This window comes from Flavobacterium sp., from assembly GCF_035195345.1.
Lineage (GTDB): Bacteria > Bacteroidota > Bacteroidia > Flavobacteriales > Flavobacteriaceae > Flavobacterium.
Window position 1 is genome coordinate 1,050,482 of the sequence record NZ_CP136574.1, and the last position, 15,463, is coordinate 1,065,944.

Genomic DNA, 15,463 nt, shown 5'->3' on the forward strand with positions numbered 1-15,463 from the left:
ACATTAAAAAATTACAACTTTATACCAAGTTTATTTACCCAATCGGCATATTTTTTAGCATTTACTAGATGCGCTTCATAAGTTGTTTCAAAAGAATGATATCCTGGTCTACTTGGATCCGCACAGAAATAAATATAATTGTGTTTTTCTGCATTTAAAACCGCATCAATTGCTGAGATATCAGGCATTGCTATTGGTCCAGGAGGCAATCCTTTATTAATGTATGTATTATAAGGAGAACTTACAAATAAATTACTTCCTCCAACTCTTTTAATCACTTGATCAAAATCACCAGATTTTTCTTTTATTGCATAAATAACGGTTGGGTCAGCTTGCAAAGGCATGTCTTGATTAATACGATTCAAATAGGCACCCGCTACTCTTGGGCGTTCATCTGCTTTAATAGTTTCTTTATGCACAATAGATGCCAAAGTATATACTTGCGCCGGTGTCATATTCAATGCTTTTGCCTTTTCCAAACGTTCATTTGTCCAAAACTTTTTATGCTCTTTTGCCATCTTTGCAGCTATTTTAGTCGCCGAAGTATTCCAATAAAATTCATAGGTATTAGGAATAAAAAGCGTTAAAGCCGTTTCTTTTGTTAGTCCATTTTCTTGAAAAAAAGCTTCATTTGTAAAGGCTTCATTTAAAGCTAAAGTATCAGGCTCTAATTGAGTTGCCAATCGTTGAAAAAGTTTATCCAATGTTTCTTGGTTATTGAACGCTACTTGAACAGGCACATTCAAACGCAAACTTCTCACGATATCAAAACTAGTCATATCTTTCTTTATAAGAAATTTACCTGCTTTTACATTCGTACTATAATTTCTTGAAGTTGCTACAAAATCAAACTTTTCAAAATCTTTTATAAGTGGTTTAACAATTTCTGTTACTTGCTCATAGTTTGAATTTGAAGGAATATAAACATAAACTTCATTTTGAGAAAATTGGGTATTAGGTGTAAAAGCTTTGAAATATACATATACACCATAAGCTGTTGCTACAAAAATTCCTGCAACTGCGATTATTGAAATTAGTTTTTTTACGTTCAAGAGATGCTGTTTTAAGTGTGATTGATTAGTTGGTATAAAATTTCGTCTTCGTATAAATTTTGAATTTTATTCCAATCTTTTTTTATTCCGATTTTTTGAAAGCCAAATTTAGTAAAAAGGGAAATACTAATTTCATTTTTGCTTCCAATATTTGCATATAATTGATGCAATTGCAATTGATTGAATGCATAATTGATTATCAACTGTATAGCTTCTGAACCAATACCGCTATTTCGCATGGCTTCGTTGGAAATTACAATCCCTACACCTGCTCGGTTATTATTTGGATCAAGATCAAATAAATCAATTAAACCAACTGCTTCAAAAGTATCATTCATACAAATTGCCAAACGCAACTGCTTTGCTTCATAAATATCTTGGTGCGCATTTTCTAAATACTGACGAATTAAAAAACGACTGTATGGGGTTTGCGTATTACTTACATTCCAAATCGATTCATTATTCTCTATTGAATAGATAAACTCTAAATCTTCGGGTTCGAGTGCTCTTAGATAAATGGTATTTCCTTTTAATGTAATCATTTCTAATTTAAAATTTTAAAACAATAGACACAATAGATTTAGTTTGCGTTGATTTTAGGCGTTACACTTTTATATAGAAATCATAGACAACAAAAAAATCTGTAAAATCCGTGCAATCTGTGTTATCTGTGTTCCAATTTATATTTCAATCTTTCCTTCAAAAACAAAAGTCGCAGGGCCAATTAAGAAAACATTTGTATAACTCCCATTATCTTCATCAAATTGCACTTTTAGTTTTCCCCCTTCAACATTTAAATCGATAATATTATTCTTTGTTTTTCCAAGCTGATGCATAGCGATTGCAACTGCTGTCACACCCGTTCCACAAGACAAAGTTTCATCTTCAACTCCACGTTCATAGGTACGAACTGCAAAAATATCATTTGCTAATTGGTTCACAAAATTAATATTACTTCCTGCATTCCCATACAAATCAGAATAACGAATTTTAGCCCCTTCCACTTTTACATCTAAATTTTTTAAATCATTTACCAGTTGCACATGATGTGGAGAACCAGTATTTAAAAAGGTATAATTAGATTCGTTTTTTATTGCATCTACATCTTTCATTTGAAGTGCTACGATTCCTTCATCATCGATAGTTGCAAAGTGATATCCATCAAATGCTTCAAATTTGGCTTTATTTTTAACCACACCCATTTGTTTGGCAAAAGCAACTAAACATCTTCCGCCATTACCACACATAGAACTTTCGTTTCCATCCGAATTATAATAGACCATTTTAAAATCAAAATCGGCATGATTCTCAAGCAAGATAAGTCCGTCTGCACCAATCCCAAAACGTCTATCACACAATTTTTCAATAAGTTGCTTATTCTCTTTAGGGAAAAATTGAGAACGATTGTCAATCATAACAAAATCGTTGCCAGTTCCTTGATATTTATAAAATGTAAGTTCCATCATGAAATTAATTTAGACAAAAGTACAAATATTAATAAGATGTTAAACATTGTTAATCGAGCGTTAAAGTGATTTTTTGGAATATTTTTTTTTATAATTTTGAGTGTACAAAAATTAATACTTATGAAAAAATTTGGAAGTTTAGTATTCGTATCGCTCTTAAGTGGAGCCTTAACATTAGGTGCTTACAAATTCTTTTTAGAACCAAATAAGGCCGGAAAATTAACTCTTGCCTCACCTAATTATGTCAAAAATGTAAATTTTGGAGCAGAAAACATTGATTTTACGACAGCTGCAGAAAACACAATACACGCTGTGGTTCACGTTAAAAACGTAAGTGTTTCAAAAGTACCTGGTAATATTTACGATTTTATTTATGGACATCAAGGATTAAGAGAACAAACTCAGATAGGAACAGGTTCTGGAGTAATTATTACAGAAGATGGTTATATTGTAACTAACAATCACGTTATCCAAGATGCTACAGAATTAGAAGTAACCCTAAACAACAACAAATCCTACAAAGCTAAATTAGTTGGAACCGATTCCAAAATGGATGTTGCACTTTTAAAAGTGGATGCCGATGAAAAATTACCTTATGTAGTTTTCGGAGATTCTGACGCCATTAAAGTGGGCGAATGGGTTTTAGCGGTTGGAAACCCATACAACTTAAACTCAACTGTTACTGCTGGAATTGTTTCAGCAAAAGCCAGAAATTTATCAAACAATGGAATTCAGTCGTTTATTCAAACCGATGCTGCTGTTAATCCTGGGAACAGTGGTGGTGCTTTGGTAAACACGCGTGGTGAGTTAGTTGGAATCAACACCATGATATCTTCTCCTACAGGAAGTTACACAGGCTATTCATTTGCAGTTCCTTCTAATCTTACTCGAAAAATCATAGAAGACTTGATGCAATTTGGAAATGTACAACGAGGTGTTTTAGGTATTGAAGGTGGCGAATTGAATTCTAACTATGCCAAAGAATTAGGAATTAAAGAAACACAAGGATTTTATATTAATAAGGTAACAAAAAATTCTGGCGCAGAAAAAGCAGGATTAACCAAAGGCGATATCATTATACAATTAGATGATAAAAAAATTAATAGTTTCTCTGAATTATCAGCTTACATAAATACCAAAAGACCAAATGATGTAGTTCAAGTAAGTGTTTTACGAGATGGAAAACAAAAAACACTTCCAGTAAAGTTGACCAAAAAAGAAATCTTAAATTATGAATTTAACGGAATTGAATTCGAAGATATTGATGCAGCAGATAAAAAACAATTCAACGTTAAAGACGGCATCAAAATCAAAAAAGTAAGCAATCCTGAATACGCTGAATATAGTGACATTTTAGATGGCGCAATTGTTTTAAGTATTGATGGAAAACAAGTCAAAGACATGGAGACCGTTTCAAGCTATTTGGCTAAAAAAGAAAATCAAAAAGCTAGATACCAAATCATCTCTAAAAATGGTCAGATGTATAGCATAATTATGTAAAGCTTTTTATAGCGTAAAATGAATGTAGAATCGCAATATTTTAAAGTATTGCGATTTTTTATTTAAGTTCCAAATAGGTCCCAAATTCAAACCCAACCGAATTTAAACCAAAATTAGGCATTTTAATGTTCGCATTTGAAGCATGTCTAAACATAGATTTTACATCGAATGATATTTTTTTATACTTATAATTATAACCTATGGCAAAAACATCACTAAAAGCAAAACCTTTTTTCAATCGTTCAGTATCGGTATCAATATACATTGGTCCAGTATTTAAAACTGCAAAAACGGATGAATTTTTGCTTAATATACGTCTGTAAACAATCCCAATATTTAAAACATATTCATTAATTGATTTTAATTTCATGTATTTTTCTCTCAATTCATCTCCATTTTCAACCGTATGCGGTATAAACCAATAATTTATCATTTGATGTTTTGATTTGTAATAACTTGGTTCAATTAAAATTTCAAAGTGATTTTTATTTTTTCTGTAGAAATTAAAATGATTGGAAAATTTAACTATTTTGCTTTCATAAGTATAATCAGCCTCTTGTCTTATAAATGTATTTTGGGAAGCATAACCAACTATAAAGCCTGTTCGCAACCATTTATATTTTGGAATTGAATCTTGAGAATATCCATTAACAAAAAACAAAAGACAAAAGATATAGATGAATTTTAATTTCATTTCATTTTTTTTTCAAAAATAGAAAAATAAACAAAACAAAAGACACATTTAAAATTTGATTCAATTCACTAAAAAAAATGAAAATAAATTTTACGAAAACGTTTGAAATATATACTTTTGCACCACAAAACAACACATAATTATTTCATGAGCAATATCTCTTTATACGAAAAAGAATTAGCTTTTCAGGCAGACAGAAGAAAAGCTGGTGTAGAATTTATTAAAATTATCAGTGATTTATGGTATGACAAATCAATTGAATTGGTTTTATTCCGTAATCAGCTAATTGACAAAAATGTAAGCGAAATCATCAACTTACACGAGTATGCTGGGGCTTTTGTTGAAAAACCAATTAACGTTTTTGATTCTGTTGAAATCGCAAGCGCTATTGTTGATTTAGATTTACCACCTTCAAGAATTGATATTGGTAAATTAACTTACGAATATCATTTAGAAGACAACAAATACAATGATGCAAAAGCATTTGTAATTGATAAATTGAGAAATGCTAAAAACTTCCAAGAAATTACACCTAAAGATGTAGTACTTTATGGTTTTGGTAGAATTGGTCGTTTATTAGCACGTGAAATAATGTCTAAAATTGGAAAAGGACAACAATTACGTTTAAGAGCCATTGTAACTAGAGATAAAAATGATGCTGTTTTATTAGAAAAAAGAGCTTCTCTATTACGTTATGATTCTGTTCATGGCGATTTCCCTGGCTCTGTTATTGCAGACCCTGAGAATAATGCATTATTAATAAATGGCACAACAGTTCATATTATTACCGCAAATTCTCCAGAAGAAATTGATTATACAGCATATGGCATTGAAGACGCATTAATTATTGATAATACAGGAGCTTTCACTACAGAAGAAGCTTTAAAACGTCATTTAACTTCAAAAGGAGCAGATAAAGTTTTATTAACTGCACCTGGAAAAGGAGTTCCTAATATCGTTTACGGAGTAAATCATGAAGATTACAACCCAGATGAAGTGAATATTTTTTCTGCAGCTTCTTGTACAACAAACGCAATTACTCCAGTTTTAAAAGCTGTTGAAGATACTTTAGGCGTTGTTAAAGGCCACTTAGAAACCATTCACGCTTATACGAATGACCAAAATTTAGTAGACAACATGCACAAAAAGTACCGTAGAGGTCGTGCAGCTGCTTTAAACATGGTTATTACTGAAACTGGTGCTGGAAGTGCCGTTGCAAAAGCATTGCCTGCATTAGCTGGTAAACTTACTTCAAATGCGATTCGTGTTCCTGTACCAAATGGTTCATTAGTAGTATTGAATTTAGAAGTTGGAAAAGAAACTTCTATTGAAGAAGTAAATAACATCATGAAAAAATACGCTTTAGAAGGTGATCTTGTAGAGCAAATTAAATACTCTTTAAACAACGAGTTAGTATCATCCGATATCGTAGGAACATCTGCTCCTGCTATTTTTGATAGTAACGCTACGATTGTTTCTGGAGACGGAAAAAACATTGTAATGTATGTATGGTACGATAACGAATATGGTTATAGCCACCAAGTAGTTCGTTTAGCGAAATACATTGCTAAAGTAAGAAGATACAGCTACTATTAGTAGATGGCCATAAAAAACCAAAAGCTCCTATTTTTCAATAGGAGCTTTTTTATATTTAAAAATATCCGATTTACTCTTTAGAAGCAATATAACGTTCTGCATCTAATGCCGCCATACATCCTGTTCCCGCAGCCGTAATCGCTTGACGATAGACATGGTCAGCCGCATCACCTGCTACAAATACACCTGCTACATTTGTTTTAGAACTTCCTGGTATATTTACAATGTAACCTGTTTCATCTAATGTAATGAAATCAGCAAAAATATCAGTATTTGGTTTGTGACCAATCGCTACGAAAAATCCAGTTGCTGGAATTTCAGTAATTTCACCAGTAGCTCTATTTTTTGCTTTAACACCAGTCACAACTTGTCCGTCACCCAAAACTTCTTCCGTTTCAGTGTGCATTAAAATTTCGATATTTTCTGTTTTTTGAACACGTTCTGCCATAATTTTAGATGCTCTAAATTTATCACTACGAACCAATATCGTTACTTTTTTACATAATTTAGATAAGTAATGAGCTTCTTCACAAGCGCTATCTCCTGCTCCAACGATTACTACTTCCTGATTTCTATAGAAAAATCCGTCGCAAACCGCACAAGCTGAAACACCACCACCTAATTTTAAATAGTGTTGTTCTGATTCTAATCCTAAATATTTAGCAGAAGCTCCTGTAGAAATAATTACTGTTTCTGCATGAATTTCTATGGTATCATTAATCCAAACTTTATGAATATCTCCTGAAAAATCTACTTTTGTTGCCCATCCATCTCGGATATCTGAACCAAAACGTTTTGCTTGCTCTTGCAACTGAACCATCATTTCAGGTCCGGTTACTCCTTCAGGATAGCCTGGAAAGTTTTCCACTTCATTGGTTGTGGTTAATTGACCACCTGGTTGTTGTCCTTGATATAAAACTGGATTCATATTCGCTCTAGCTGCATAAATAGCTGCAGTATAACCTGCTGGACCAGAACCTATAATTAAACATTTTACTTTTTCGATTGTATCTGACATAACTTTATTCTTTTAAGAATAGCAAATGTAAGTTTTTAATTAAAATTATTTCTTAAAATTGAATTAGTTTTAATTATGAATGTATAATTTTTGACAATAAAAAAAACCTCCTTGAGTAAACAAGAAGGTTTCGTCGGGGTGGCAGGATTCGAACCTGCGGCCTCCTGCTCCCAAAGCAGGCGCGATAACCGGGCTACGCTACACCCCGAATTTGTGAGTGCAAATATATAACTAATTTCTATTGTAGCAAATAAATCAACCCTTTTTTTAAAATAAAATAATTCACACCTTCAACCTATATTTTTTTAGCACTTATTCACAAAACTTTCTCATCAAAACAAAAAACACATAGAATATTATTTCTATTTTTGCTAAATAATCAACCAAAGAATCTTTATGCTTATTATTGGAATTGCCGGCGGTACCGGAAGTGGAAAAACAACTGTAGTACATCAAATTATGAATGAGTTACCTTCTTCAGAAGTGGGAATCATTTCTCAGGATTCGTACTATAAAGAAACGCATCACTTAAGCTATGAAGAGCGTACCAAAATAAATTTTGATCATCCAAGAGCGATTGATTTTGAACTTTTAGTTGCTCATTTAAAAGATTTAAAGGCTGGAAAAACAATTGAACAACCTGTTTATTCTTTTGTTACTCACGATAGAACTGACGACAAAATCATCACACATCCAAGAAAAGTAATGATTGTAGAAGGTATCTTAATTCTAACCAATCCAGAATTAAGAGATATGTTTGATATTAAAGTTTACGTTCATGCCGATTCAGACGAACGACTAATCCGTAGATTAAAGCGTGACATTGCAGAACGAGGCAGAGATATGGAAGAAGTTTTAAATCGCTATCAAACTACTTTAAAACCAATGCACGAGCAATTCATTGAACCAACAAAAGCTTTTGCAGATATTATTATTCCAAATGATAAATACAATACGGTTGCTATTGATGTAGTTCGTGCTGTAATTAATCAAAGAATCGCTTAAAATGAAAAAAATAAAGAATTTAATTGCCAATTATCCTTTCCTAAAATTTTTAGCGAATCGTTATGTATTGGTGTTAATTCCCTTTATTATTTGGATGTTATTTTTCGATAATTATTCTTATTTAGAACACCGTGTTTTAGATAAAGAAATTGAAGGAATTGAGGATAATATTCAATATTACAAATCCGAAATCAAAAAAGACAGCGTAAATATAAAATACCTAAAAAACGATGATCGTGTAGAAAAATACGCCCGCGAAAAATACTACATGAAACGCGAAAATGAGGATATTTATATCATCGAATTTAAAGACGAAAAGAAAGCTGCAACCGAAAAAAACAAATAGTAACAATTAAATATATAATTCGTGGCTAACCATAATTTATTTTCCGATTTTGAAGCCGTTTCTTCTAAACAATGGAAGCAACAAATTCAATACGAACTGAAAGGTGCTGATTACAACGAAACTTTAGTTTGGGAAAGTCCAGAAGGCATTAAAGTAAAACCATTTTATCACGCTGATGATTCCGAAGCTTCGGAAACAGTAAATCTTGATGCTATTATTCCCACAAAACCTTTTGCAATTGTTCAAAATATTTTTGTTCATGATGTTCAAAAATCAAACGCTCGTGCACTAGAAACATTACAAAGAGGTGCTGAAAGTGTTCGTTTTACTTTAGAAAATGATGCCATTTCGATTGAAGAATTGATGCAAAATCTTCCGTTAGAAAACGTGAATTATTATTTCAATTTACCTTTTCTTTCTGTTGAATTCACGAATAAAATCAATGATTTCGCTTCAAAAAACAAAGCTAATATTTTTATCCAAAATGACCCAATCGGACAATTAGCAAAAGATGGTAATTGGTTTGAAAACCTTGAAAAAGATTTTGAAAAGCTAAATATCATCGCTAAAAATTCCCATCCTTTGGAGGGGTGCCCAACGGGCGGGGTGGCTTCATTTTTAACTATTTCAAGCGGAATTTACCAAAACGCTGGTGCTAATATAGTACAACAATTAGCTTACACTTTAGCACAAGCAAACGAATATTTCAATAGAATTCCAACCATCAACCAACCAATTACGATTGAAGTTGCTGTTGGAACAAATTACTTTTTTGAAATTGCGAAACTAAGAGCATTACGTCTTTTATTCAATACATTAGCATCAGAATACAATCACAATTTTGATTGCCATATCATAGCAACACCAACAAAACGTAATAAAACATTATACGATTATAACGTAAATATGTTGCGTACGACTACGGAATGTATGTCGGCCATTTTAGGTGGAGCCGATGCAGTTGCTAATTTAGCTTACGATGCGATTTATCACAAAGACAACGAGTTTGGCGATAGAATTTCGAGAAACCAATTGTTGGTTTTAAAACACGAAAGTTATTTCGACAAAGTGAACAATCCTTCTGATGGCGCGTATTACATTGAAACATTAACAGAACAATTAGCTGAAAAAGCGTTGGAATTATTCAAAGATATCGAGAAAAATGGTGGTTTGATTTCGCAATTAATCGATGGAACTATCCAAAGAAAAATCAACGAAAGCGCACTAAAAGAACAAGACCTTTTCGATTCAGGGAAAGAAGTTTTATTGGGAACCAATAAGTATCCAAACAAAAACGACCAAATGAAAAACGACTTGGAATTGTATCCTTTCGTAAAACAAAACGCCAGAAAAACGCTAATCACACCGATTATCGAAAAACGTTTGGCTGAAAAATTAGAACAAGAACGTTTAGCTTCGGAATAAGATGATAGGATTTTCAACATTATTATTTATAATTGGGCTTTTAGTAGCTGGTTATGGAATATCACTACTAAACAAAGACGCAACACAAAAAAAAGCTAAATTTTATGTAATAATTGGTATAATTACAGCATTGAGCCCATTTATTTTTGTTCTTTTTTATATTTTAGTTAGTCGATTATAATAATAAAGAAATCACGTTAATCATTAAAGTTAATTAACTTTCAGAAAAAGAAGACCATGGAAGCAATTAGAAGATTTGTAAAAGTAAAAAATCATCAAGTAAACATTACTTTACCTGAAGATTTCAATGCAGAAGAAGTAGAAGTGATTATTCTTCCAACTTCCAAGGAATATCAAATTCCTCAATTGCAAATTGACGAAGTTAGAGAACGAACCGAAAACTATTTAAAGAATCCTTCAATTGGAATTGAATTTGATGATAATACGTTATCTGACGAAGATAAAAAGTTATTAGATTTTAGAGCCAATCAACCGAAAGAAGATTTTATTTCAGCAGAAGAATCAATAAATAGATTGAAGAAAAAGTATGGAATATAAGGTTATTGTTTCTCCATTAGCAATTAATGATATTGAAAAAATCACTGACTTTTATGAAGCTATAACTATTGAAATTGTTGTTAGATTTTTAGATGAACTTGAAGAAGCATACAAAGTTTTAAGTACAAATCCTCATTTCCAAATTAAATATAAATCTTACAGATCAATTCCATTAAAAGTTTTTCCTTTTACATTGATTTATGAAATTGACGAATACAATAAAGAAATAAAAATATTAAGTTGCTTTCACACATCGAGAAGCACAAAAAAATACCCAAAATAGTTTTATAACTATGAGAAAAGATATACAACATTTAAAGTTAGAAATTAGAAGTCAGAAGTTAGAAGTTTCCGAAAAACAACACTTCACCACAGCCGAAAACATCGAATTAAAACCAACTTATACTAAAGAAGATATTTCTAATTTAGAGCATCTTGGTTTTGGAGCTGGTTTTGCACCAAATTTACGCGGACCATACGCAACCATGTACGTTCGCCGACCTTGGACGATTCGTCAATATGCGGGATTTTCAACTGCGGAAGAAAGCAATGCCTTTTACAGAAGAAACTTAGCGGCTGGACAAAAAGGTTTATCAGTTGCCTTCGATTTAGCCACACATAGAGGTTACGATTCAGACCATGAAAGAGTGGTAGGTGACGTTGGAAAAGCTGGAGTTGCGATTGACTCGGTGGAAGATATGAAAGTACTTTTCGACCAAATTCCACTAGGAGAAATGTCGGTTTCGATGACGATGAATGGTGCGGTTTTACCTATCATGGCATTTTATATCGTGGCAGCGGAAGAACAAGGCGTTACTCCTAACCTATTATCGGGAACGATTCAGAATGATATTTTGAAGGAATTCATGGTGCGAAATACTTACATTTATCCTCCAACACCTTCGATGAAAATTATTGCGGATATTTTTGAATATACAAGTAAAAACATGCCAAAATTCAACTCGATTTCAATTTCGGGTTACCACATGCAAGAAGCGGGAGCTACTGCTGATATTGAATTAGCGTACACTTTAGCAGACGGTTTAGAATACATTCGCACAGGTTTAGCCGCTGGAATGGATATTGATACGTTCGCTCCTCGCCTTTCTTTTTTCTGGGCGATTGGAATGAATCACTTTATGGAAATTGCTAAAATGCGTGCAGGTCGTATGCTTTGGGCAAAACTACTGAAACAATTCAATCCAAAAGACGAAAAATCATTGGCTTTAAGAACGCATTGCCAAACTTCGGGTTGGAGTTTAACGGAGCAAGATCCTTTTAATAACGTGGCTCGAACTGCAATTGAAGCAGCAGCAGCAGCCTTTGGAGGAACACAATCTTTACACACAAATGCTTTAGACGAAGCGATTGCTTTACCAACCGATTTCTCAGCACGAATTGCTCGTAATACGCAAATCTTTTTACAAGAAGAAACCAAAATTTGCAAAACGGTTGACCCTTGGGCAGGAAGTTATTATGTAGAAAGTTTAACGGCTGAAATTGCTGAAAAAGCTTGGGCTTTAATTGAAGAAGTTGAAGAATTAGGCGGCATGACAAAAGCCATTGAAGCTGGAATTCCTAAACTAAGAATAGAAGAAGCTGCTGCGCGTAAACAAGCTCGTATCGACAGCAGTCAAGATATTATTGTTGGGGTGAACAAATACCGCTTGGAAAAAGAAGATCCGTTACATATTTTGGATGTGGATAACCAAATGGTGCGCAAACAACAAATTGAACGTTTAGAACAAATAAAAGCCACTCGCGATAGCGCTAAAGTTGCCGAATGTTTAGCAAAATTAACCGAAAGCGCTAAAAATGGTGGTGAAAATTTACTATCTTTAGCAGTAGAATCAGCACGAAACAGAGCTACACTAGGCGAAATTAGTGATGCTTTAGAAGTAGTATTTGGAAGATATAAAGCACAAATTAGAAGTTTTAGCGGCGTGTATAGTAAAGAAATTAAAAACGACGAAAGTTTTGAAAAAGCAAAACAATTAGCCGATGCTTTCGCTAAGAAAGAAGGTCGTCGTCCTCGTATTATGATTGCGAAAATGGGACAAGATGGTCACGACCGTGGCGCCAAAGTAGTAGCAACAGGTTATGCCGACGTAGGTTTTGACGTAGACATTGGTCCGTTATTCCAAACGCCACAAGAAGCTGCAAAACAAGCAGTTGAAAACGACGTGCACATTTTAGGCGTTTCTTCGTTAGCAGCGGGACACAAAACCTTAGTACCACAAGTTATCGAAGAACTAAAAAAATACGGAAGAGAAGATATTATGGTAATTGTGGGCGGTGTAATTCCTGCACAAGACTACCAATTCTTATTCGACGCCGGAGCTGTAGCGGTTTTTGGTCCTGGGACTAAAATTAGCGAAGCAGCTATTAGTATTTTGGAGGTTTTATTGGAAGAATAATTTAAATTGTATATAATAACAAAAACACCAGTATTAATATTGGTGTTTTTTTGTTTAAACCCTATCCACAGCCATTACGCTCTCCAAAAAATCAATACTTTTCACTTCTTCAAAAAAGTCGATTTCGGTTTCATGAGGTAAAAAATCAGAGATGATGCGCACGATAAAATCTTGTGGTTTCTTCAAATATTTAAACGTGTAATCTTCCATATTGACAACCGTTTTTTCGGCTAAATCGGTTGTTCGTACAAACTTATCAGAAGTTAAGGATGACAAACAAGGTAAATTTAGCTTTGGCTTTTCGGTGATAATGGGTCTTCCGTTTTCAAACAAGCCGCCTTCGTAACCGTATAGCGAAGCATTGGTAATTTCGATAGGCTTTCCTAAATGCAAATAATCAGGCAAATGGACTTCTTTTCCAACTACAGCAGCAAAACCCATTAACACACAAATATCGTGTGGTGGCATTTGCATCATCGCTTTAGCCGTACTTTCACGACCAATTCCAGAAACGATTACTTCGTACGAATGATTCAAATTGGGAATTCGAGCTAAAGCGTTTAGAACTTTTTCTCGCTCAATTTCCATTGGGGTTAGGATAATTACTTTCAAAATCTTAGAATTAAACTACAAAATAAAGTAATTTGAAGAAATTAGAGCGTGTATATTTTTTATATTTTTGAAGAATAAAAAAATTGAATTTACTGTTTAAGATTTAAACCACATAGAAACATAGATGGTCTTAGACTCTAAAAGTCGTTTCACTTTGCAATAGAAAACATAGCTATGTGTAACAATGAATTGACTATAACTATCTTTTTATCTATGTTTCTATATGGTTCAATTTTCATCTAAAAGAGAATTAGACGTAAGGTATTTCTAAAAACTATATTTGTATTTAAGTATGAAAAACAAGCAAGCAATCACAATAATTGCAGATAGAAAAATTGGCGCAACATTAAAAAAAATGGTTGCTCTGACAGATGAAAATCGTAAAATTATCGTTTCAAAACTGAAAAAAAATCGAGCTAACTAAAACTAAATTTAAATTGCATTTTCGTTTCCACTAAATCATCATATGTCAAAACTACCTAACATCACCACCAGTATTTTCTCTGTAATGTCGCAATTAGCGAACGAACATGGAGCTATTAATTTATCGCAAGGATTTCCAAATTTCCCTGAAGACGAACGTTTGTTGCAAATTTCGGAGCGTATTATTCGAGAAAACATTCATCAATATACACCAATGGCAGGTTTGCCTTCGTTATTGGAAAAAATCGCGAATCAAACATTAAAACAATACGGTAGAAAAATCAATACCACAACTGAAATATTAATTACCGCTGGCGCTACACAAGGCGTTTTTACAACGATTAACACGTTTGTAAATCATGGTGACGAAGTGTTGATTTTAGATCCAAGTTATGACAGTTACGAGCCTTCAGTTTTGGTAGCGGGTGGTAAACCAGTTCGTGTTTCATTAAATGATGATTATACTCCTAATTTCAACCGAATTGAAAGTGCCATTTCTACTAAAACCAAAATGATTGTCATCAATAATCCACACAATCCTACGGGAAGAATTTGGACCGAACAAGATTTTGAAGCTTTAGAAACCATTTTAGAAAAACATCCCCAAATTCTTATTTTGGGTGACGAAGTGTATGAATACATTACTTTTTCGCAACCTCATATTTCGTTTAATACACGCCCAAAATTAGTGGAAAGAACGATTATCGCTTCTTCTTTTGGAAAATCATTACATGTTACGGGTTGGAAAGTCGGCTATTTAATTGCTCCTGAACATCTAATGTTCGAAATGAAGAAAGTACATCAATTTTTGGTGTTTAGTGTGAATAGTTTTTCGCAACATACGATTTCGGAATATTTGGAAATGGTTGATTTTACTGAAGTTTCGAAAATGTACCAACGCAAACGCGATTTGTTTCAAAACCTAATAAAAGACAGTCGTTTTGAGTTGATGCCTTGTGATGGAACGTATTTTCAGGTGGTGAATTACAACCAAATTTCATCCAAAAACGATGTGGATTTTGCTAAAGAATTGATTGTGAATCATGGTGTGGCTTCCATTCCGATTTCAGTATTTTATAATGATGCTACAGACAGACACATGCTTCGTTTTTGTTTTGCTAAAACGGATGAAACTTTGATTGCAGCAGCTGAAAAATTATGCAGTATTTAAGCGTAATTAAAATACAAAGTAATTGCTATCTTTTTTCTTATTAAAATAGTTGACAATTATATTTAATTTATAAAAACAACTTTACAATACCTATACACAAAATAATAAAATTCTAGAAATTTAATATAAACCAATACAATACAAATGCGTTGGTGCTTTTTGTTTTTGTATAGTTTTTGT

At 33.0% G+C, this 15,463-nt stretch carries 16 protein-coding genes and 1 tRNA gene; 10 read left to right on the top strand and 7 right to left on the bottom strand.

The annotated features are described in order from the left end of the window. Window positions 1-11: 11 nt before the first annotated feature. The 3 genes from mltG to dapF form a co-directional block, all read right to left on the bottom strand. Entirely contained in the window at window positions 12-1,052 is a 1,041-nt protein-coding gene (mltG, locus tag RSE15_RS05185; RefSeq protein ID WP_324069904.1) for an endolytic transglycosylase MltG, read from the bottom strand. Window positions 1,053-1,063: 11 nt separating this feature from the next. Then, window positions 1,064-1,594 (bottom strand): GNAT family N-acetyltransferase, encoded by a 531-nt coding sequence (locus RSE15_RS05190; protein WP_324069905.1) that lies wholly within the window; start codon window positions 1,592-1,594, stop codon window positions 1,064-1,066. Between the two features lie 138 nt (window positions 1,595-1,732). Further along, a complete protein-coding gene (gene dapF, locus RSE15_RS05195) occupies window positions 1,733-2,515 on the bottom strand; it encodes a diaminopimelate epimerase (protein ID WP_324070408.1) in 783 nt (260 codons plus the stop codon). 123 nt (window positions 2,516-2,638) lie between these two features. On the opposite strand from dapF, the gene RSE15_RS05200 reads away from it, so the two are divergent. Next, a complete protein-coding gene (locus RSE15_RS05200; protein WP_324069906.1) occupies window positions 2,639-4,018 on the top strand; it encodes a Do family serine endopeptidase in 1,380 nt (459 codons plus the stop codon). Between the two features lie 58 nt (window positions 4,019-4,076). Here the strand turns inward: RSE15_RS05200 and RSE15_RS05205 are convergent, their stop codons facing one another. Beyond that, complete coding sequence (locus tag RSE15_RS05205) at window positions 4,077-4,712, bottom strand: acyloxyacyl hydrolase (protein ID WP_324069907.1); 636 nt, start codon at window positions 4,710-4,712, stop codon at window positions 4,077-4,079. 147 nt (window positions 4,713-4,859) lie between these two features. Between RSE15_RS05205 and RSE15_RS05210 the strand changes: the two genes are divergently transcribed. Then, window positions 4,860-6,308, top strand: coding sequence for a glyceraldehyde-3-phosphate dehydrogenase (locus tag RSE15_RS05210; RefSeq protein ID WP_324069908.1), 1,449 nt, complete (start codon window positions 4,860-4,862; stop codon window positions 6,306-6,308). Between the two features lie 70 nt (window positions 6,309-6,378). On the opposite strand, the gene trxB is transcribed toward RSE15_RS05210, so the two are convergent. Next, window positions 6,379-7,326, bottom strand: coding sequence for a thioredoxin-disulfide reductase (gene trxB / locus RSE15_RS05215; protein WP_324069909.1), 948 nt, complete (start codon window positions 7,324-7,326; stop codon window positions 6,379-6,381). 133 nt (window positions 7,327-7,459) lie between these two features. After that, a tRNA-Pro gene (locus RSE15_RS05220) sits at window positions 7,460-7,534 on the bottom strand. 188 nt (window positions 7,535-7,722) lie between these two features. On the opposite strand from RSE15_RS05220, the gene udk reads away from it, so the two are divergent. From udk to scpA, 6 genes are all read left to right on the top strand, one after another. Next, a complete protein-coding gene (gene udk, locus RSE15_RS05225; RefSeq protein ID WP_324069910.1) occupies window positions 7,723-8,331 on the top strand; it encodes a uridine kinase in 609 nt (202 codons plus the stop codon). Between the two features lies 1 nt (window position 8,332). After that, entirely contained in the window at window positions 8,333-8,677 is a 345-nt protein-coding gene (locus tag RSE15_RS05230) for an FtsB family cell division protein (RefSeq protein WP_324069911.1), read from the top strand. A 21-nt stretch (window positions 8,678-8,698) separates the two neighbouring features. After that, entirely contained in the window at window positions 8,699-10,102 is a 1,404-nt protein-coding gene (locus RSE15_RS05235) for a methylmalonyl-CoA mutase subunit beta (protein ID WP_324069912.1), read from the top strand. A gap of 237 nt (window positions 10,103-10,339) precedes the next feature. Then, window positions 10,340-10,660, top strand: a complete 321-nt coding sequence (locus RSE15_RS05240) for a hypothetical protein (RefSeq protein WP_324069913.1) — start codon at window positions 10,340-10,342, stop codon at window positions 10,658-10,660. Continuing rightward, window positions 10,650-10,943, top strand: coding sequence for a type II toxin-antitoxin system RelE/ParE family toxin (locus RSE15_RS05245; RefSeq protein WP_324069914.1), 294 nt, complete (start codon window positions 10,650-10,652; stop codon window positions 10,941-10,943). The genes RSE15_RS05240 and RSE15_RS05245 overlap by 11 nt, the downstream gene beginning before the upstream one ends. A 10-nt stretch (window positions 10,944-10,953) precedes the next feature. After that, window positions 10,954-13,077, top strand: coding sequence for a methylmalonyl-CoA mutase (scpA, locus tag RSE15_RS05250; protein ID WP_324069915.1), 2,124 nt, complete (start codon window positions 10,954-10,956; stop codon window positions 13,075-13,077). Window positions 13,078-13,131: 54 nt separating this feature from the next. Here scpA and RSE15_RS05255 read toward each other — a convergent pair whose 3' ends face one another. Then, window positions 13,132-13,689 carry a hypothetical protein gene (locus tag RSE15_RS05255; protein WP_324069916.1) on the bottom strand — a complete coding sequence of 186 codons (558 nt, stop codon included), beginning with the start codon at window positions 13,687-13,689 and terminating at the stop codon, window positions 13,132-13,134. Between the two features lie 292 nt (window positions 13,690-13,981). Here RSE15_RS05255 and RSE15_RS05260 point away from each other — a divergent pair, with 292 nt between their 5' ends. Both RSE15_RS05260 and RSE15_RS05265 read left to right on the top strand, forming a co-directional pair. After that, window positions 13,982-14,113 (top strand): hypothetical protein, encoded by a 132-nt coding sequence (locus RSE15_RS05260; protein ID WP_324069917.1) that lies wholly within the window; start codon window positions 13,982-13,984, stop codon window positions 14,111-14,113. 42 nt (window positions 14,114-14,155) lie between these two features. Then, entirely contained in the window at window positions 14,156-15,283 is a 1,128-nt protein-coding gene (locus RSE15_RS05265) for a methionine aminotransferase (RefSeq protein WP_324069918.1), read from the top strand. The last annotated feature ends 180 nt before the right edge of the window (window positions 15,284-15,463 follow it).

Bases quoted from the DNA above. Each gene is read 5' to 3' on its own strand.
- trxB (WP_324069909.1), bottom strand. From the start codon at position 7,326: ATGTCAGATACAATCGAAAAAGTAAAATGTTTAATTATAGGTTCTGGT.
- RSE15_RS05205 (WP_324069907.1), bottom strand. From the start codon at position 4,712: ATGAAATTAAAATTCATCTATATCTTTTGTCTTTTGTTTTTTGTTAAT.
- udk (WP_324069910.1), top strand. From the start codon at position 7,723: ATGCTTATTATTGGAATTGCCGGCGGTACCGGAAGTGGAAAAACAACT.
- RSE15_RS05230 (WP_324069911.1), top strand. From the start codon at position 8,333: ATGAAAAAAATAAAGAATTTAATTGCCAATTATCCTTTCCTAAAATTT.
- RSE15_RS05240 (WP_324069913.1), top strand. From the start codon at position 10,340: ATGGAAGCAATTAGAAGATTTGTAAAAGTAAAAAATCATCAAGTAAAC.
- RSE15_RS05200 (WP_324069906.1), top strand. From the start codon at position 2,639: ATGAAAAAATTTGGAAGTTTAGTATTCGTATCGCTCTTAAGTGGAGCC.
- RSE15_RS05210 (WP_324069908.1), top strand. From the start codon at position 4,860: ATGAGCAATATCTCTTTATACGAAAAAGAATTAGCTTTTCAGGCAGAC.
- RSE15_RS05260 (WP_324069917.1), top strand. From the start codon at position 13,982: ATGAAAAACAAGCAAGCAATCACAATAATTGCAGATAGAAAAATTGGC.
- RSE15_RS05265 (WP_324069918.1), top strand. From the start codon at position 14,156: ATGTCAAAACTACCTAACATCACCACCAGTATTTTCTCTGTAATGTCG.
- dapF (WP_324070408.1), bottom strand. From the start codon at position 2,515: ATGGAACTTACATTTTATAAATATCAAGGAACTGGCAACGATTTTGTT.
- scpA (WP_324069915.1), top strand. From the start codon at position 10,954: ATGAGAAAAGATATACAACATTTAAAGTTAGAAATTAGAAGTCAGAAG.
- RSE15_RS05190 (WP_324069905.1), bottom strand. From the start codon at position 1,594: ATGATTACATTAAAAGGAAATACCATTTATCTAAGAGCACTCGAACCC.
- RSE15_RS05245 (WP_324069914.1), top strand. From the start codon at position 10,650: ATGGAATATAAGGTTATTGTTTCTCCATTAGCAATTAATGATATTGAA.